The sequence below is a fragment of the Haloarchaeobius iranensis genome (assembly GCF_900103505.1).
Lineage (GTDB): Archaea > Halobacteriota > Halobacteria > Halobacteriales > Natrialbaceae > Haloarchaeobius > Haloarchaeobius iranensis.
On record NZ_FNIA01000009.1, the window covers coordinates 125,035 to 142,155 of the forward strand.

Consider the following 17,121-nt stretch of genomic DNA (forward strand, 5'->3'; position numbering starts at 1 on the left):
TCAGTCCGCCGTCGCCGACTCCTCGGCGACGCGGGAGGCCTCGTCGTGCTCACTACCCGAGAGCGAGTCGCGGAACTTCCGCACGACGGTGGTCGCCTCGGCGAGCTCTGTCGTCCCGAACGCCTTCACCAGCGCGAGCGCCCGCCGGGCGCGGGTGCGCCGCCAGGACTGCTCGCGGTTCTCGTAGGTCCGGATCGCCCGGAGGAAGTCCACTTTCGAGAACTCCGGCCAGTACGGCGCACAGAAGAAGACGGCGGCCTCGTTGCCGTTGGCGTGCCACGGCAGGAAGTTCGAGGTGCGCTCCGCGCCGCCGGTTCGGATGATGAGGTCCACGTCCCGGACCGGCTGCCCGTAGAGGCGGTCCTCGACGGTCTCGACGGTCACCTCCTCGGGCTCGAGTTCGCCGTCGTCCACGGCGCGGGCGATCTGCTGTGCGGCGGTCAGCAGCTCGTTCCGGCCGCCGTAGGCCAGCGCGATGTTGAGGACGAACTCGTCGTAGCCGCGGGTCCGCTCCTCGGCGTGGCGGACGGCGGAGCGGACCCGCTCGGGGAGCATCCCGGCGTCGCCGATGACCCGGATGGCGACCTCGTTCTCGTGGATCTGTTCGTGGTCCGCGAAGTCCCGCAGCTTCTCGGCCATCAGGTCGAACAGCGGGTCGAGCTCCTCCTGTGGCCGCTCGAAGTTCTCGGTGGAGAAGGTGTACAGGGTCAGTTCCTCGACACCGATGTCGCGGCACCACTCGAGTATCTCCTCGCTGGTCTTGGCACCCGCTTTGTGCCCGTCCGGCGCGTCGTCCCCGCGCTGTCGGGCGTATCTGCGGTTCCCGTCCTGGATGACCGCGACGTGGGCCGGCGAGCCGGATATCTCGCGCTTGAGCAGTTGCTCGTACGCCGACTGCCATCGCTCCCGCACCCACGCTCGCATTGGCGGCCTTTCGACGGAACGGCTAATGGGTCTTGTGTTGTCTCACAGGTGGGTCGACCACGGTCCGCGCGAGCACGCCACACACATTTTTATTGGATGCCGCCGTGATTCTACGTGGAATGGCAACAGGTACTGTCGATTTCTTCAAGGAATCGGGCGGTTACGGCTTCATCGCGACCGAGGACCACGACGAGGACGTGTTCTTCCACATGGAGGACATCGGCGGCGAGGACCTGGAAGAAGGCCAGGAGGTCGAGTTCGACATCGTCGACACCGACGATGGTCCACGGGCGCAGAACCTCACGCGACTGTAGGCCGTACCCCACAGGCGAGCGGTGTCCGGGCGGGCGGCGCGCCGTCTTCCCCGTGTAGCAACCCATCCTCGTTGCGGCCAGCGGCGCGTCCGGACCGTGACCGATTTGAGTGACCGGACCCACCGGTCGACCAATGACCGAAGCCATCGACGACGACCTCGTTCGGCGGACGAAGGCACTGCTCGAACCCGGCGACATCGAACTCAACGGCGCCATCGTCCGCACGGACTTCTCCAGCCAGGACGACCTCGAGATGATGCAGGCGACGCTCGACGCGGGTGACGTCATCGCCGAGCACGCGGGCCACGACCCGACGGACGTGTACGTCCACTCGGGGAACGACGACCCCGACTTCTCCTCGAACCAGCACCAGGGCCTCACCATCGACGGCGAGGAGTTCGTCTGGGAGTGCCAGCAGCTGCTCCGGAACGGGAGCTTCGACGTGGTCATCTACTACGAGGCGTCGGCCGACCACGAGGCCATCCTCGCCGACATCGAGGCGCTGGGCTACGACGTGACGGGCGTCCGCGGCGACTGAGGCCGCCCGCTCACACGTTCCGCCCGGGCCGCCCATCATGTATTTGTGCCGGTCTGATAGATGTGTTCACATGCCAAAGCGAACGGGGACATCACACGCGCTCGCCGCGTTCGTGATGCTGGTCGGGGGAACGTACCTGAAGGACGTCCTGAAGCTGTACGTCGACGCCGGCGACGTCGCGACGGTCGTCGCGGACGCGGCGGGGACCGTCGCCGCACACCCGGACGTCGACGCCACCGCCGAGTCGGTGACACTCGTCATGACGGGGCTCGTCGTGGCCGCCCTCGCGTTCGTCTGGGGCTACGCCTACCACCGGACGGTGCTGTGACTGGGGTGACCGGCAGCCCGGCCGTCACCGCTGGTCGAGCTGTTCCCTGAGTATAGTGTTCGCCGTCCCGCCGAGGCCGTTCTGGAGTTCGACGCGCACCGAGGGCCGGTACTCGTCGACGCCGTAGTACAGGAACCGGGTGCCGTCGGCGCTGCGCTCGGCCCGGAGGTCGCCGTGGCTCGCGTAATCGGCCGGCAGGTCGGCCTCGGGAACCTGCACGAGGACCCGGGCCGGTTCGTAGCCACAGGCCCGGTAGAACCCCTCGACGTCGTCGGCAGCGGCGACGCTGACGGCGTCGCCGTACTCGCGTGCCCCCGCCTCGAAGGCCGCCAGCAGTTCCCGACCGATACCGTTGCCCTCGTAACCGTTCCTGACCCCGATGGCGGCGAGGACGACGGTCCCGTCGTCGACCGCCGGGCGGTCGGCGTAGCCCGACGCCGCACCGAGCAGCAGGCCGTCCGACCCATGGCTGTCGTCGGTCGCTTCGCAGAGGACGAACAGCTCGGGGAACCGCGAGAACCAACTGCGGAACGTCTCGGCGCCCACCTCGTGGCCGACGAACGACCGCTCGAAGGCCCGCATGGCATCGAGGTCGGCGGCCGTCGCGGTGCGCGTGGTCGCCATCGTGCTGTGGTTCGACCGTCGCCCATCAAGTCCGTTGTGGTGGTGTGGTGGCGCCTCACCTGCCCGGTTCGCCGCCGTTGCGGCCCGAGCGAGAGAGAGCGCGCCGTTTTTACCCCCGCGAACCTCAGGCGGATGTATGGGACGGGCCGTCGACTACGAACTGGACAGAACCGACCGCGCCGTCGTCAACGCCTTCCAGGGGGGGTTCCCGGTCGTCCGCAGGCCGTTCGACCCTGCGGCGGCCGCGCTCCGTGACCGAGGCGTCCAGGTGAGCGCCGACGAGCTGGTCGAGCGCATCCGAACGCTCGACGACGAGGGCGTCCTCAGTCGCTTCGGCTCGCTCGTCAACGCCCAGGAGATCGGCGGCACCGCGACGCTCGTCGCGATGCACGCCCCCCAGGAGCGGTTCGACGAGGTCGCCGAGCAGGTCAACGCCCACCGCGAGGTCGCCCACAACTACGAGCGCGAGCACCCCCACCTCAACATGTGGTTCGTGCTCTCGGTCGCCGACGGCGATGACGAGACCGCCGCGGAGCGCGTCGACGCCGTGCTGGCCGAGATCGAGGCCGAGACGGGTCAGGAGACGTACAACCTGCCCAAGCAGCAGGAGTTCCGCGTCGAGGCGAAGTTCTATCTCGACGGCCCCGTCGCCGACGGCGACCTCGACCTCACGGGGCTGGGACCGAGCGTCGAGCCGTCCGGGCGCAAGACGCTGACGCCACGCGAGCGCGACCTCGTCCTCGGGATACAGGACGGGTTCCCCGTGACGGCGACGCCGTACCTCGACGTCGCGGAGACGCTCGGGGAGGACGTCGACTGGGTCGTCGAGACGGTCCGTCGGTTCGAGCGCGAGGGGAAGATCCGTCGTATCGGCGTCATCCCGAACCACTACGCGCTCGGCTACACCGAGAACGGGATGACCGTCTGGAACGTGCCCGACGACGTCGTCGACGAGGTCGGCCCCGTCGTCGCCGGCCTCGACTTCGTCACGCACTGCTACGAGCGCCCCCGGCACGAGGGCGTCTGGCCGTACAACTTCTTCGCGATGACTCACGGCCGCTCCGAGGCGGAGAGCCAGGAGCGCATCGAGCAGGTCCGCGAGACGATGGCGGAGTACTGGGACGTGGAGGCGGGGGACTGGGACTCGCTGTTCTCGACGCGCATCCTGAAGAAGACGGGTATCCGACTCGGGGAGCGCGCCGACGCGAACACGGCGGACGACGCGGTGCCGGCGGCAGAGAGCGAGTGACGGCGGTCGCGGCGACGGCGCCACCCGATTCCCAGCGAACGGGACCCCCCGGTGAGCTTTTGTCCCTCGGTTCCCTCGCTCCGCTAGAGCTGATGCCACCACACCGGAGGCGACCGCGATGATCCCGCTGCTCCACGACTTCACTGGGACGACCGTGCTCGTCGTCGGGGGCGGACGCGTCGGCGCACGCAAGGCCCGGCGATTCACCCGCGAGGCCCGCGTCGTCGTCGTCAGCCCCGCGTTCGTCGACGACGCCGACTTCGGCGGGGCCGAGCGCGTCAGGGCCGCACTCGACCCGGGCGGCGTCGACGACTGGCTGGACCGGGTCGACCCGGCGCTGGTCGTCGCCGCGACGAACGACGGCGAGCTGAACGCGGCCATCGAGCGCGCCGCGACGGACCGGAACGTGCTCGTGAACCGGACCGACACGCACGGCGAGCGCGACCCCGGGAGCGTGGTCGTGCCCGCGACGGTGCGTGACGACCCCGTCGTCGTCTCCATCTCGACCGGTGGCGCGTCGCCGGCGCTGTCGAAGCACCTCCGGGAGACGCTGGAGGACGACATCGAGGGGGCGGGCGCGATGGCCGAACTGACCGGGCTCATCCGCGAGGAGCTGCAGGCCCGGGGGACACCACCCGAGCGACGGCGTACCGTGGTACGGGACGTGGTTCGGTCCCCCGACGTTTGGACAGCTTTACGTACAGGAAACCCCAACCTCCGCCAGATAGCGCGCGAGGTCGTTGCCGACCGCGCACTCGACGAACCATGATAGGTGCCTCTGGCGTCATCTCCGGCGTTCGCGTCTCGCACTCGGTCGCCAGTGTCGACGACATCGCGGCGGCCAGCCGGGCCACCCAGCGCGAGGTCGTCACCGACCTGACTGCACGGGACGGCGTCCACGAGGCGTTCTGTCTCCACACCTGCAACCGTGCCGAGGCGTACGTCGTCACCGACGACCCGGCGACCGGCCGGGCGGCCCTCGAATCGTACGCTGAACACGTCGAGAACGACGACGTCGTCGTCCGGATGGACCACGAGGAGAGCCTCCGACACCTGCTCCGGGTCGCCGCCGGGTTGGAGTCCATCGTCCTCGGCGAGGACCAGATCCTCGGCCAGATTCGCTCGGCCTACGAGGAGGCCCGCGGCGTCGACGGACTCGGACCGATGCTCGACGACGCCGTACTGAAGGCCATCCACGTGGGCGAGCGCGTCCGCGACGAGACCGACATCAACGAGGGCGTCGTCTCTCTGGGGTCGGCCGCCGCGAGCCTCGTCGCCGACGAGCGGGACCTCCCCGAGTCGACGGCGCTGGTCGTCGGCGCGGGCGAGATGGCGACGCTCGCGGCCCGGGCGCTCGCCGACCGGGGGCTCGCCACACTCGTCGTCGCGAACCGCACGCTGCCCCACGCGGAGCACCTCGTGAGCGAGGTCGACGTCGACGCCGAGGCGGTCACGCTGGCCGCACTCGACAGCGCGACACGCGATGCCGACGTGGTCGTCACGGCGACGGGAAGCGACGACCCCGTCATCGCCAGGCACGACCTCGACGACGGGCGCGACCGGACCGTCTTCGACCTCGCACAGCCCCGCGACGTCGCGGCCGCTGCCCGTGACCTCGACACCGTCGACGTGTACGACCTCGACGACCTCGAGGACGTGACCGACGAGACGCGGGCGAGACGCCGCGAGGCGGCCCGCGAGGTCGAGCGGATGGTCGAGACCGAGTTCGACCTCCTGCTCGACCAGTACAAGCGAAAGCGTGCCGACGAAGTCATCGCGGCGATGTACGAGTCCGCCGAGCGCGTCAAGGCCCGCGAGCTCGAGACCGCACTCGCGAAGCTCGACCTCGACGACGAGGAGCGCGAGGTCGTCGAGTCGATGGCCGACGCGCTCGTCGGGCAGCTGCTCGCCCCGCCCACGAAGAGCCTCCGCGATGCCGCCGCGGAGGACGACTGGGCGACCATCAACACGGCACTGCAGCTGTTCGACCCCGAGTTCGGCGGCTCGCCACCGGCGTTCGTCGGTGCGGTGGCCGGCGACGAGGATACAGACCTGCAGACGGGCGTCGTCACCGACGACGACTGACGTTCCCGCCGCCCAACGGTTCTCAGCGGAGGTGCTCGTCCACGTAGCGCGTCGTCGCCCGGAGCGTCGCATCGCTCAGCTGCCAGGTGTGCGTCCAGTACCGGGGTCGGAGTTCGCGGCCGTCGTGGACGGAGAACGACTCGTGATCGTAACAGCCCGAGCCGTGCCAGCGCGTCTCGCCGCCGACCAGCGTCGTGTCGGCGTAGCTGGTGGCCAGGGGCGTCACCACGACGGTCGCTACGTCCCGCCGGGCGACCGCCCCGAGGTCGTGTTCGCAGCGACTTCCGTTGACCGCGGCAGCGATGTCTGGCCGGAGGACGGTGTGGAGCCACTCGTGGACGGCCATGTTCTTTGAGACGGCGCGGTCGTCCCAGAGCTCGGTCGCACCGAGGTTCGCGAACGCGACGGCCCCACCGCTCGCGACGTCGCGGTTCGCGGCCCCGTAGCCGAGCACCTGGTCGAACGGGAGACGCGGGAGGTAGAGGTGACAGGCCCCGTCGTCGTAGGCGTCGCGGTCGCGAAGCCAGCGTTCGACGCTGTCGAACAACGCCTGCTGGTCCGTCGTCGAGACCGCGTCGGGCGGGACCGGCTCACCCGCGGTGACGCTCGTCTCGACGCGCAGGTCGAGGCTGTGCTCGGCGCGTGTGGCGACCTGCTCGACGCCGACGCGGACGGCGTCCCTGGCGGCGCGGGTGGTCCCGTTCCAGCCGAACCGCGCGTCGGGGTGGACCGAGACCGCGAGCCGCGGGGGCTGTCGCGCCGGGCGTCCCGAGGCGACCCCGCCGAGGGCGGCCGTGCCGACGGCCGCGAGCAGCCGCCGTCTGGAGGGCGAGTGCACGTCCGGACCCTCGCGGTTTCCCGGCATACGCTTTGGGGCGTGGCCGCGCCGGCCTGTCCCCCAACGATTATCCCGACCCCCGCCCATGCCTCGGGTATGGCAGACGTGCTGTCCGACGAGGAAGTCGACGAGCAACTCCCCGAGGGCTGGGACCGGGACGGCGACGAGATCGTCCGCGTCTTCGAGTTCGACGACTACATGAAAGGCGTCAACTTCGCACAGCTCACGGGCGAGATCGCCGAGGCCCAGTTCCACCACCCGGAGATGAGAATCCGGTACAAGGAGGTCGAGGTCCGGTTCACCAGCCACGAGGCGGGGGGCATCACCGACCAGGACATCGAGATGGCGGAGATCCTCAACGCGGAAGTGTAACGGTGGAGGCGGCGTACGTCGCCCGGCTCCGGTTCCGCCTCGCGCCGGACGAGGGGCGGGTCTCGGTCGACCCGGCGACGTTCGAGACGACGGGTTTCTGGAGGGCGGCGGAGCCCGGGAGCGACGGCTGGCTGTTCTTCCGCGACCACTGCTGGCGCGGCGAGTTCAACGAGCCCAGACACGTCCGGACGCTGCTGTCGGTCGCGCTCGGGGTCCCCGTCGAGGACGCCACGTTCAGCGAGCTACGGACCGACGAGGCGTACCTCGAGGCGTTGCGAGCGGCGGTCGGCGAGCACCTCGACCTGTTCAACGCCGACTCGACCGGCGAGGCGCTCTCGAAGTACCTCGGTAGCTCCGTCCACGTCGTCGACGGGCTGTGAGCGGCGGGCTCAGTCCCGTAGCCGGGCGATGCGTGCCGACCCCGAGGCGGCGTCGATGTGGACCTGGACGGTCCGGTCGCCGGCCTTCGCGGGGACGATCCAGGAGCCGGTTGTCCGGTACGGCTCCTCGGTGACCGCCGGGTCGTCGTAGCCCTCCGCGGCGAGCTCCGCCAGCGCGAGCTCTTCGGCCTCGTCGGCGTCGTGGATGGTCGGCTCGTCGGTCATCCGGATGGTCACGACCGGCACGTCCGCGGTCCGGACGACCCGTTCGGTGACGCTGCCGATGATGGCGCGGTCGACGCCGGTCCGACCGTGGGTACCCATGACGATCATGTCCGCGTCGGACTCGCCGGCGTAGTCGAGGATGGTCTCGTGCGGGATGCCCTGCCGGACGGCGGTCACCACCTCGACGCCGTCCTCGCGGGCGGCGTTGCCGACGGTCTCGACGGTCCGCTCGGCCTCCTCGTTCGCCCGCTCCGCCGCGGTCTCGTCGCGGTAGGGGTCCTCGGTGACGACCGAGAGCACGTGCAGCGTCGCGTCGTACTGCCTCGCGAGGTCGATGGCGTGGCGTCGGGCCCGGTTCGTCGCGTCGCTTCCGTCCGTCGGGAACAGCACGCTGTCGTACATACGTGACTCTTCAGCGGCATGGGACTTAAACGCGGGCGGCCGTTCCCGTGGCCTGGCGTCAAGCGCCGACGGCGGCGACCGGAGGGCACACCGGCACCTCGACACAGCGGGAGACGCCCCCGGAAGACACTTACCGGGAACCGGCCTAGTTCTGACCCCGATGCCGCCCGAGTACGACTACTGGCTGCTGGACCTCGACGGCACCCTCGTCGACGTGGACTGGTCGTACACCCGCGAGGTGTTCGACCGGGTCGGCGACCGGCTCGGCCGCCGGTTCAGTGACCGGGAGGCCCATACCCTGTGGCACGGACTCACCGGCAAGCGCGACGACCAGCTCCGCGCGTGGGGCATCGACCCGGCGGAGTTCTGGCCCGCGTTCCACGCCGTCGAGGACCCCCAGGTCCGCGCCGAGAACACGTTCCTCCACAGCGACGCCGAGTTCGTCGGCGACCTCGACTGCCCGGTCGGGCTCGTCACGCACTGTCAGCAGTTCCTCGCCGACCCCGTCATCGACGAGGTCGGCATCCGCGACTGGTTCGATTCCATCGTCTGCTGTACGGACGAGACCGGCTGGAAGCCCGATCCGACGCCCGTCTACCACGCGCTGCGGGACATGGGCGTCGCGAGACCGCCCGTCGCCACCGACGGCGGCGTCGTGACCGAGGGCAGGGGCGTCCTCGCCGGCGACGGCAGCGGCGACGTGGGCGCCGCCTGGAACGCCGGGCTCGACGCCATCCACGTGGAACGACACGGCCACGAGTTCCGCGGCCACTGCGTGATGGGCGACCACCGCGTCGAGACGTTCGCCGACCTGTGGGCCGACGACCGCTACTGAAAGCCGCGTCCAGAATCAGCACTCCTCGTCCTCAGCGTCGTCGCCGTCCGGCAGCCGACGCACCGTCCGCAGCCACCGCTCCTTGGCTGCTTGCCCAGGGAAGGCGTACCGGTCGTGCGTGATGTCCCAGGGCGTTCCCATCACCGGGCCGACGGCCTTCCCGGTCAGGCTCCGCCAGCTCCCGACCGCGACGAGGACGGCGACCGGCGAGAGGACTGCACCGACTGCGACACCTCGGGGGCCGCCGACGGAGATGGCGACGAGCACGACGGTCAGCAGGAGGCAGACGACGGTGACCCCGAACAGCGCAATTCGGGCGTGCTTGGCCGTTATCTCGACGGAGTCGGACATCGTCCTGTCGGCGGTTCGTCCCGCACACGGTTAATGTTTGCCACCAGGTAGGTGGCCGGGACGCTGGTCGCCGCGATAGCCTTCAAGCCGGGTGTTTCGACGACCGTTCGATGGCTGTCCCGCTCGCGATAGGAAGCATCGAACGTCGGTCCGCAACCCGGACGGTGGTCCGCGACGCCGGCGAGCTACTGCGAGTAGCCCGCCAGCCCGTCGGCCAGCCCTGCCTCGGGGTCCACTGCCGCCACGAGCTGCTGGACGCCGCGCTTCTCCACGCGGTCGGGGTTGCCGAGTAGGCGGACGCGCTCGTCTCCACACGGGACGAACCCCATGGCCAGCTTCTCGGCAGTCGCCCGGAGCCCGAGCGCCACGTCCGCACCGCCGGATTTGACCACCCGCGCCGGGCTCTCGTGGGCCCGCCGGCCCGCGTCGAAGCCGTCGATGGATTCGACGACGTCGTGACGCTCGACGCCGCGTTCGTCGGCCAGGTCCGCGAGCGCGTTCGCGAGCGTCGTCCGCAGACCCGACGCAGTGGTCCGGTTGACGAACCGGAGGTCGTCGTCCACGGGGTCGGCGAGCCCCGTCACGTCGTCGGGGTTGCCGTCGGGGACGACGAGCCCCCACTCGCGCTCCCACTCGGCGAGCACTGGGGGCTCGTCGGCCTCGCTCTCGCGGCCGAGGTCGACAGGTCCGGAGACGACGGCCACGTCCGGCACGTCCGCCCGCAGGCGGCGGAGCCCCGGGCGCGTACCGACGCCCAGGTAGCGCGCCGTCGGGACGCGGTCGAGCGCGAGCGACAGCAGCGGGTCGTCCTCGCCGACGCCGAAGAGGGCCGGCGGACGGACATCGGGCGAGAACAGCTGGACGGTGACGGTCTCGCCCGCGTCGAGGTAGGTCACGTCGGCGGGCATCTCGACGACGCCGTCGGCCTCCGCGAGACTCGTCGTCGCGCCCGAGCCCTTGTCCACGGGGGAGACCAGCGTCCGGCCGTCGCCGTCCTCGACCAGGCCCACGGAGACGAACCGGTGACGCCCCTCGGCGTGGCGCTCGCGCTCGGCGAGCACGCCCGTCGTCGTCGCCATGGCGGACTCGGGGAGCCCGGCGGCCCGGCGGATCGCGGGCGCGACGAAGGTGCGGAAGATGGTCAGCGCGGAGACGGGGTAGCCCGGGAGGCCGACGTACGCGCTGTCGTCCAGCTCGCCGACGAGCATCGGCTTGCCGGGCTTGACGGCGACGCCGTGGACGAGCAGCTCGCCGCGCTCCTCGACGACACGGTACACCACGTCGACCGCGCTCGCGCTGGTGCTGCCCGAGGAGAGCACGAGGTCGCACTCGTCGGCGGCCTGCGAGAGCACGCGCTCCATCTCGTCGTAGTCGTCGCCGGTGTGCGGGTAGAGCTCCGGAACGCCGCCGGCGTCGGCGACGCCCGCAGCGACGCTGTAGCTGTTCACGTCGTATATCTGTCCCCGCTCGTCGTGGAGTTCGTCGCCCGGTCTGACGAGCTCCTCGCCCGTGGAGACGATGCCGACCGTCGGCTGGCCTTTCACCGGTACCTCGTCGACGCCCAGCGCCGAAAGCAGGCCGACCTCGCGGGGTGTGATTCGAGTCCCGGGGCCGAGCGCGCGTTCACCCGCCGCGACGTCGGTGCCCGCGAAGGCGACGTTCCCGCCGGGGGTGACGCTCGACCTGACCGCGACCTGTTCGTCGCCGTCGCCGTTCCCGACGAGGTCCGTCTCCTCGACCATCACCATCGCGTCCGCGCCGTCCGGCATCACTGCGCCCGTCGATATCTCGACGCACTCGCCGACGCCGACGGTCACGTCGGGTTCGGTCCCCGCGTCCACGCGGCCGACGAGGTCGAGCGTCGCGGGCTCGGTCTCGCTCGCCCCGAAGGTGTCCGTCGCCCGGAGCGCGTAGCCGTCGAGCTTCGCGCGGTCGAAGCCCGGCACGTCGCGCTCCGCGTCGATGCGCTCGGCGAGCACCCGGCCGCGCGCCTCGCCGAGCGGCACCGTCTCCGGCTCCGGTTCGAGGTCGAGGCTCGCGATGGCCTCGTGGGCCGCCTCGGGCGGTGCCAGCTCGCGGAACTCCTTCCTCACGGCGACCACCCCCAGCGCTGCACGGCGACGAGGTCGCCCTCCGGCAGCCCCTCGATGCCCTCGCGGATCTCGACCCAGCCGTCGGCGAGCCCCACCGAGGCGTGCGACAGCGGGCCGTCGCTCCGGATGGGGACGGCGACGCGCTGCCCGCCTTCGGCGTCGAAGCGCACCCTGACGTACGTCCTGACACCCGGTTCGGAGGGGACCTTCCGGGCGAGCATCGCGGGCCCGGTCGGCGGCTCCTCGTGTTCGCGGCCGTCCGCCCACGTCACCGCAGGTCTGAGGAACTGCATCGCGCCGACGACGCAGGCGGCGGGGCCACCCGGGAGCACCACGACGGGCGTCTCGTCGACCGCGCCGAGACCCAGCGACTCGCCCGGCGTCGCCGCGACGCCGTGGACGTCGAGGTCGCCGACGCCGGCCAGCGCGTCCGGAACCAGGTCGTCCTGTCCGAGGCCGGAGCCGCCCGTGGTCGCGACGATGTCGGCGGCGGCGGCCGCGTCCCGGAGCGCATCGGCGATGGCCGTCCGGTCGGCCGGAACCGGCTCGCGGCGCTCGGCGACGCCGCCCCAGCGCTCGACCAGTCGGGCGACGGTCAGCGAGTCGGTCTCGACGCTCTCGCCCGGTCCCGGCTCGGCGGTCACGAGGCCGTCACCGGTGGGTACGACCGCGACCCGGGAGCGGTCACCGACCGCGACGGTCTCGACGCCGGCGGCGAGCAGCAGCCCGAGGTCCGGCGGACGGAGACGATGCCCCGGCTCGTACAGGGGCTCGTCGGCGGCCACGTCGGAGCCGACCGCCGCGACCCCGTCGCAGACTGCGACCGGGTCGAACACCTCGACCGTGTCGTCGACACGGGTCGCCCCACCGACCGGGACGACGGCGTCTACCCCAGACGGCAATGGGTCGCCCGCGTCGACGCGACGCGCGCCCCGCATGTCCTCGGTGTCTCCGATGGAGCCCCCGGCCGCGAGCAGCGCCGGCGAACGGTCGCTCGCGCCGAACGTCGCGCTCGCACTCACGGCGAACCCGTCGACTGCGGCCCGCGACTCGCCCGGGACGGGGCGTGTCGACGCGACCGACTCGGCCAGCGTTCGCCCGTCGGCCGCCGCCACCGCGACGGTCTCCGTCCGGTCGACCGCGGCGACACGCTCCCGGAGAGCCGCTCTCGCCTCGTCGATGCGAGTCCGCTCCCGGAAGCCGGACTCGCGCCTGCGTTCGTCCATGTTCGCAGAGTCCGTGGGCTGGAGCAAAAACGTGCGGGACTATCGCACGAGTCCATGCCGGAAATTATCAGTTTTTATACGCGACGGCGCGTAATCAACGACGATGATGACGCCCTTCCACCAGCTGTTCGTCCTCGCCGGGCTCCTCGCCCTGGGCTACGGCGGCACCGTCGGCGCGACGGTCTACCGCATCACCCGCGCCGAGCCCATCCCGACGTACCGACTCAGCCACGGCGGGCGCTGCGAGGTCCAGGGGGTCGCCGGGGTCCACGAGGAGACCGTCTCGGCCCCGTTCACCGGCACCGACTGTCTCGTCTGCCGCTGGACCGTCGAGGAGTACCAGCAGTCCGGCAAGCACAGCCACTGGAAGACGGTCGACTCGGGCGTCTGGTCGCGACCGTTCGTCCTCGCGGACGACACCGGCCGGGTGCTCGTCGAGCCGGACGGTGCGGAGCTCTCGCTCGCGACGGACGACACCGTCCGGGTCGACGGCGGGGACGCACCACCCCACCGCGTCCAGCAGTTCATCGACGCCAACGACCGCGTCGACGACGAGGACGGCGAGCTCGACCTCGGTGTCGTCACCCTCTCGACGGGCGACGACCGCCGCTACGTCGAGGAACGGCTGGACCCGGGCGACAGCGCGTACGTGTTCGGCTCCGCCCGGGCGAACCGCCGGCCCGGGAGCGGCGTCGAGGGCGTCGTGGCCGCCCCGTCGGGCGATGGCGCTGGCTCCCTGCTGGACCGGCTGTTCGGCCCGCTCTTTCTCGTCTCCGATACGACCGAGGGCGGCGTCGTCGGCCGACTCCGTCGGAAGGCCGTCGTTCCGATGCTGCTCGGCGCTGGCCTGGTCGCCCTCGGGCTCACGCCGCTGCTCCCGTGAACCGACCTCGTTCCCTTCAGCGCGACCGTCTCCGAAGCCAGCATCGGCATCGTCGGCTGGTTCACATCCCTCCCCCCGCCCGGAGGCGGTCGTCGCCGTCGCCGCGGACCCCCCGTCGCGCTGTACGTGCTGTGGCCCCTGCCTCGCGCGGCGACGCGGTTACCCGTGCCTGTCTGTGACACGCGGCGGTTCCGTCTCCGCGGCCTTTTTCGTCCCCGACCCCCAAGAGGCTCACATGTCAGCGCTGCGTGACGCGTTGCGGGACCTGCCCGACGCCGTGTTCGCCGACTTTCTCGAGTCCGAGGAGGCGTACCTCCTCGTCGTCGACCTGCCGGGCGTGTCCACCGAGACGCTCGACATCGTCGTGAGTGACGGTCGGGTGCGTCTCGAAGCGCGCCGCGAGAAGGACGTGCCCCCCGAGTTCCGCTACGAGCGCGAGGAGCGGTCGATGTTCCTCGACGCCGAGTTGCCCCTCCCCCCGGACGCGACCCCCGAGGGTGCCGAGGCCTCGGTCGAACGCGGCGTCCTCGAGCTCCGTCTCCCGAAGCGGCGCGCCGAGGAGACCCGAATCGAGATCAGCGACGACGAGTAAGCCGGGGTGGTCACGCTGGTCAACCTTCGTGCGTACTGGCGCTTCTTCGTCGTCGCGAGACAGTTCCTCCCGCTGCTGTTCGCGTACGCCCGTGACCGACGCCGATACCTGCTGTTCGGCGGCCCTCGGGAGGTCGACGCAGAGACGCGCGTCCGCCGCGCCGAGCACCTGCTCGACTCGCTGTTGACGCTGGGGCCGACGTTCATCAAGCTCGGCCAACTGCTCTCGACCAGGCCCGACATCCTCCCGGCGGAGTACATCGACGTCCTGGCGTCGCTCCAGGACGACGTGCCGCCGGCCGACTGGGACGATGCGCGCGTCGTCCTCGAGGAGGAGCTCGGCCCCGTCGCCGAGACCTTCGACGAGTTCGACACCGACCCGATCAGCGGCGCGAGCCTCGGGCAGGTGTACCGCGGCCGTGTCCAGGGCACGGACGTGGCGGTGAAGGTGCGCCGTCCGGGCGTCGAGTCGCTCGTCGAGGCCGACCTCCGCGTCATCAAGTGGTCGCTGCCCATCCTGATGCGCTTCGTGGGCCAGGCCCGGGCGTTCTCGCTGGAGAACCTCGCGGACGAGTTCGCGAAGACCATCCGCGAGGAGATGGACTACGGGCGGGAGGCGCGGATGCTCACGGAGATCCGCGCGAACTTCGCGGAGTTCGACGGTGTACGCATCCCGGCGGTCCTGGACGACTACTCCGACGCGCGGGTGCTCACGATGGAGTACGTCGGCGGGACGAAGATCAACGATGTCGACCGACTCGACGAGCAGGGTATCGACCGCAGCGAGGTCGCCGAGACGCTCCAGGAGACGTACCTCCAGATGATCATCGAGGACGGGGTCTTCCACGCCGACCCGCACCCCGGCAACCTCGCCGTGACCGACGACGGGACCATCGTCTTCTACGACTTCGGCATGTCCGGGCGGGTCGACGAGTTCGTCCAGGACCGCATCGTCGAGTTCTACATCGCCGTCGCGAGCCAGGACATCGACGGCATCCTCGACTCCCTCATCGCCATCGGGACCCTCTCGCCCGAGGCCGACCGCGACGTGATGGGCGACGTGATGGAGCTGGCCATCGCCGACGCCCGCGGCGACGACATCGAGCAGTACCGCGTGAACCAGATCGTCGGCCAGATCGAGGACTCCATCTACGAGTTCCCGTTCCGGCTGCCCGCGAACCTCGCGCTCGTCCTCCGCGTCGCGACCGTCGTCGAGGGGGTCTGTGTCACACTCGACGAGGACTTCGACTTCATCAGCACCGCGACCGACTACCTCACCGAGCAGGGGTACCGCGAGGAGTCCATCAAGCAGTACGTCGAGGAGACCGGCGAGCAGGCCTGGGAGTCCGCCCAGTCGATGCTCCGCGTGCCGCCGAAGCTGGAGAACACGCTCGACCGCGCCCAGCGCGGCAACCTCACCCTGCAGGTCGAACTGAACGACCAGAAGGGCGTCATCGACCGGCTGGCAAAGCGCATCGTCTACGGGCTGGTCTTCTCCTTCTCCATGCTCGCGACGGCGTACCTCTACCAGGGGGCGTCGCTCTACGCGGCCGGGGTCTCGGGTGCAATCGGCATCATCGGCGGTCTCCTGCTGTGGCTGTCCTTCCGCGACAAGAAGGGCATCCGCGCCCAGCCGCAGTTCACCAGACAGAACATGCGGAAACGGCGCGAGGACTGAGGACCGGACCGCCGGTGCCGGTACACGTTTCTCGTCGCCGCACACACGTCCGGTATGGACATCGCCGAGTTCGGACTGGAGCGATGGTTCGGTGAGTACGAACACGGGGCCGACATCATGCTCGCGGAGTCGGGCATCCGACCGCTCGACTCCTCGCGCTTCGACACGGACCCCGGCGGGCTGAACTACGTCATCCCGACAGACGGCGACCCCGAGTTCCGCGCCGAGGTCGGCGAGCGCTACGACCGTGGGGCCGACGAGGTCTGTTTCACCTGCGGGACGCAGGAGGCGAACCTGCTCGTGTTCCTGTCGCTGCTCGATGCCGACGACCACGTCGTCGTGGTGACGCCGACTTACCAGGCGCTGCAGGCCGTGCCCGAATCCATCTGCGACGTGACGACGGTCGACCTCCAGGAGCCGGCCTGGACGCTCGACGTAGACGCCGTCGCGGACGCGATGCGCCCGGAGACGGAGCTCGTCGTGCTGAACAACCCGAACAACCCGACGGGACGGTACCACGACGAGGCGGTCGTCGGCGAGCTGTACGACCTCGCGGCGGCCCACGACGCCTACCTGCTCTGTGACGAGGTGTACCGGCTGCTCGACGACGACCCACTCCCGCCGGTTGCCAGCATGGGCGATTACGGCATCTCCACCACGAGTCTGACGAAGGCGTACGGGCTCGCAGGCCTGCGCTTCGGCTGGATCGCCGGCCCCGAGGACGTGGTGCAGGACGCGGTGGGCTGGAAGGACTACACGACCATCTCGCCGCCCGTCGTCGGCCAGCACGTCGCCCGGCAGGCGCTCGGCGAGCAGGAGGCCGACATCCTGCGGGAGAACCGCGAGCTGGCCGCGCGGAACCGGGGCATCGTCCGCGAGTTCGTCCACGAGCACGGGCTCGACTGGTACGACCCCGTCGGCGTCAACGGCTTCGTCACGGTTCCCGACGGCTTCGCGGACGCCCGCGAGTTCTGTGTGCGGGTCGTCGAGGACGAGAGCGTCGTGCTCGCGCCCGGCGACCTGTTCGGTTTCCCGGACTACTGGCGGCTCGGCTTCGGCCTCCCGACCGAGGAACTGTCGGAGGGTCTCGACCGCGTCTCGCGGGTCATCGAGACGGCCTGACCGGCACAGCCGCGATGCCTGTCGGACGCGCCGAGACCGTCTGACGCGGGTTCCGTCTGTACG

20 protein-coding genes are annotated in these 17,121 nt (G+C 70.6%); 13 read left to right on the forward strand and 7 right to left on the reverse strand.

The genetic code is table 11. The features are described 5' to 3' along the window. A complete protein-coding gene (uppS, locus tag BLT27_RS09955; protein ID WP_089733401.1) occupies positions 1 to 924 on the reverse strand; it encodes a polyprenyl diphosphate synthase in 924 nt (307 codons plus the stop codon). A gap of 119 nt (positions 925 to 1,043) precedes the next feature. Here uppS and BLT27_RS09960 point away from each other — a divergent pair, with 119 nt between their 5' ends. From BLT27_RS09960 to BLT27_RS09970, 3 genes are all read left to right on the forward strand, one after another. Beyond that, positions 1,044 to 1,238, forward strand: a complete 195-nt coding sequence (locus tag BLT27_RS09960) for a cold-shock protein (RefSeq protein WP_089733403.1) — start codon at positions 1,044 to 1,046, stop codon at positions 1,236 to 1,238. Positions 1,239 to 1,371: 133 nt separating this feature from the next. Further along, positions 1,372 to 1,776: a DUF5778 family protein gene (locus BLT27_RS09965; protein WP_089733405.1), complete on the forward strand. Its 405-nt coding sequence runs from the start codon at positions 1,372 to 1,374 to the stop codon at positions 1,774 to 1,776. A gap of 70 nt (positions 1,777 to 1,846) precedes the next feature. Further along, complete coding sequence (locus tag BLT27_RS09970) at positions 1,847 to 2,104, forward strand: hypothetical protein (RefSeq protein WP_089733407.1); 258 nt, start codon at positions 1,847 to 1,849, stop codon at positions 2,102 to 2,104. A 24-nt stretch (positions 2,105 to 2,128) separates the two neighbouring features. On the opposite strand, the gene BLT27_RS09975 is transcribed toward BLT27_RS09970, so the two are convergent. Further along, the gene (locus tag BLT27_RS09975; protein WP_089733409.1) at positions 2,129 to 2,728 is read right to left on the reverse strand and encodes a GNAT family N-acetyltransferase; all 600 of its coding nucleotides are present in this window, start codon (positions 2,726 to 2,728) and stop codon (positions 2,129 to 2,131) included. A 136-nt stretch (positions 2,729 to 2,864) separates the two neighbouring features. Here BLT27_RS09975 and ahbB point away from each other — a divergent pair, with 136 nt between their 5' ends. From ahbB to hemA, 3 genes are all read left to right on the forward strand, one after another. After that, complete coding sequence (gene ahbB / locus BLT27_RS09980) at positions 2,865 to 3,977, forward strand: siroheme decarboxylase subunit beta (protein WP_089733410.1); 1,113 nt, start codon at positions 2,865 to 2,867, stop codon at positions 3,975 to 3,977. Positions 3,978 to 4,095: 118 nt separating this feature from the next. Then, positions 4,096 to 4,746 (forward strand): precorrin-2 dehydrogenase/sirohydrochlorin ferrochelatase family protein, encoded by a 651-nt coding sequence (locus tag BLT27_RS09985; protein WP_089733413.1) that lies wholly within the window; start codon positions 4,096 to 4,098, stop codon positions 4,744 to 4,746. Beyond that, positions 4,743 to 6,062: a glutamyl-tRNA reductase gene (gene hemA / locus BLT27_RS09990; protein WP_089733415.1), complete on the forward strand. Its 1,320-nt coding sequence runs from the start codon at positions 4,743 to 4,745 to the stop codon at positions 6,060 to 6,062. Before BLT27_RS09985 ends, hemA begins: the two co-directional genes overlap by 4 nt. Before the next feature lie 22 nt (positions 6,063 to 6,084). On the opposite strand, the gene BLT27_RS09995 is transcribed toward hemA, so the two are convergent. Next, entirely contained in the window at positions 6,085 to 6,900 is an 816-nt protein-coding gene (locus tag BLT27_RS09995) for a hypothetical protein (protein ID WP_139172297.1), read from the reverse strand. Positions 6,901 to 6,996: 96 nt separating this feature from the next. Here BLT27_RS09995 and BLT27_RS10000 point away from each other — a divergent pair, with 96 nt between their 5' ends. After that, entirely contained in the window at positions 6,997 to 7,272 is a 276-nt protein-coding gene (locus BLT27_RS10000; RefSeq protein ID WP_089733419.1) for a 4a-hydroxytetrahydrobiopterin dehydratase, read from the forward strand. A gap of 2 nt (positions 7,273 to 7,274) precedes the next feature. After that, on the forward strand, positions 7,275 to 7,652 hold the full coding sequence (gene lwrS, locus BLT27_RS10005) for an LWR-salt protein (RefSeq protein WP_089733420.1): 378 nt from the start codon (positions 7,275 to 7,277) through the stop codon (positions 7,650 to 7,652). 9 nt (positions 7,653 to 7,661) lie between these two features. On the opposite strand, the gene BLT27_RS10010 is transcribed toward lwrS, so the two are convergent. Next, entirely contained in the window at positions 7,662 to 8,279 is a 618-nt protein-coding gene (locus tag BLT27_RS10010; RefSeq protein WP_089733422.1) for a universal stress protein, read from the reverse strand. A 160-nt stretch (positions 8,280 to 8,439) separates the two neighbouring features. On the opposite strand from BLT27_RS10010, the gene BLT27_RS10015 reads away from it, so the two are divergent. After that, positions 8,440 to 9,114 carry an HAD family hydrolase gene (locus tag BLT27_RS10015; protein ID WP_089733424.1) on the forward strand — a complete coding sequence of 225 codons (675 nt, stop codon included), beginning with the start codon at positions 8,440 to 8,442 and terminating at the stop codon, positions 9,112 to 9,114. A 15-nt stretch (positions 9,115 to 9,129) separates the two neighbouring features. On the opposite strand, the gene BLT27_RS10020 is transcribed toward BLT27_RS10015, so the two are convergent. The 3 genes from BLT27_RS10020 to BLT27_RS10030 form a co-directional block, all read right to left on the reverse strand. Beyond that, complete coding sequence (locus tag BLT27_RS10020) at positions 9,130 to 9,465, reverse strand: DUF8000 family membrane protein (protein ID WP_089733425.1); 336 nt, start codon at positions 9,463 to 9,465, stop codon at positions 9,130 to 9,132. A gap of 185 nt (positions 9,466 to 9,650) precedes the next feature. Then, positions 9,651 to 11,567: a molybdopterin biosynthesis protein gene (locus tag BLT27_RS10025; RefSeq protein WP_175526430.1), complete on the reverse strand. Its 1,917-nt coding sequence runs from the start codon at positions 11,565 to 11,567 to the stop codon at positions 9,651 to 9,653. Continuing rightward, positions 11,555 to 12,784 (reverse strand): molybdopterin molybdotransferase MoeA, encoded by a 1,230-nt coding sequence (locus BLT27_RS10030; RefSeq protein ID WP_089733428.1) that lies wholly within the window; start codon positions 12,782 to 12,784, stop codon positions 11,555 to 11,557. Before BLT27_RS10030 ends, BLT27_RS10025 begins: the two co-directional genes overlap by 13 nt. 103 nt (positions 12,785 to 12,887) lie before the next feature. Here BLT27_RS10030 and BLT27_RS10035 point away from each other — a divergent pair, with 103 nt between their 5' ends. The 4 genes from BLT27_RS10035 (at position 12,888) to BLT27_RS10050 (ending at position 17,058) form a co-directional block, all read left to right on the forward strand. After that, positions 12,888 to 13,667 carry a GIDE domain-containing protein gene (locus tag BLT27_RS10035; protein WP_089733430.1) on the forward strand — a complete coding sequence of 260 codons (780 nt, stop codon included), beginning with the start codon at positions 12,888 to 12,890 and terminating at the stop codon, positions 13,665 to 13,667. A gap of 235 nt (positions 13,668 to 13,902) precedes the next feature. After that, positions 13,903 to 14,259 (forward strand): Hsp20/alpha crystallin family protein, encoded by a 357-nt coding sequence (locus tag BLT27_RS10040; protein ID WP_089733432.1) that lies wholly within the window; start codon positions 13,903 to 13,905, stop codon positions 14,257 to 14,259. Positions 14,260 to 14,265: 6 nt separating this feature from the next. Then, positions 14,266 to 15,936 carry an ABC1 kinase family protein gene (locus BLT27_RS10045; protein ID WP_089733434.1) on the forward strand — a complete coding sequence of 557 codons (1,671 nt, stop codon included), beginning with the start codon at positions 14,266 to 14,268 and terminating at the stop codon, positions 15,934 to 15,936. 54 nt (positions 15,937 to 15,990) lie between these two features. Further along, the gene (locus BLT27_RS10050; RefSeq protein ID WP_089733436.1) at positions 15,991 to 17,058 is read left to right on the forward strand and encodes an aminotransferase class I/II-fold pyridoxal phosphate-dependent enzyme; all 1,068 of its coding nucleotides are present in this window, start codon (positions 15,991 to 15,993) and stop codon (positions 17,056 to 17,058) included. The last annotated feature ends 63 nt before the right edge of the window (positions 17,059 to 17,121 follow it).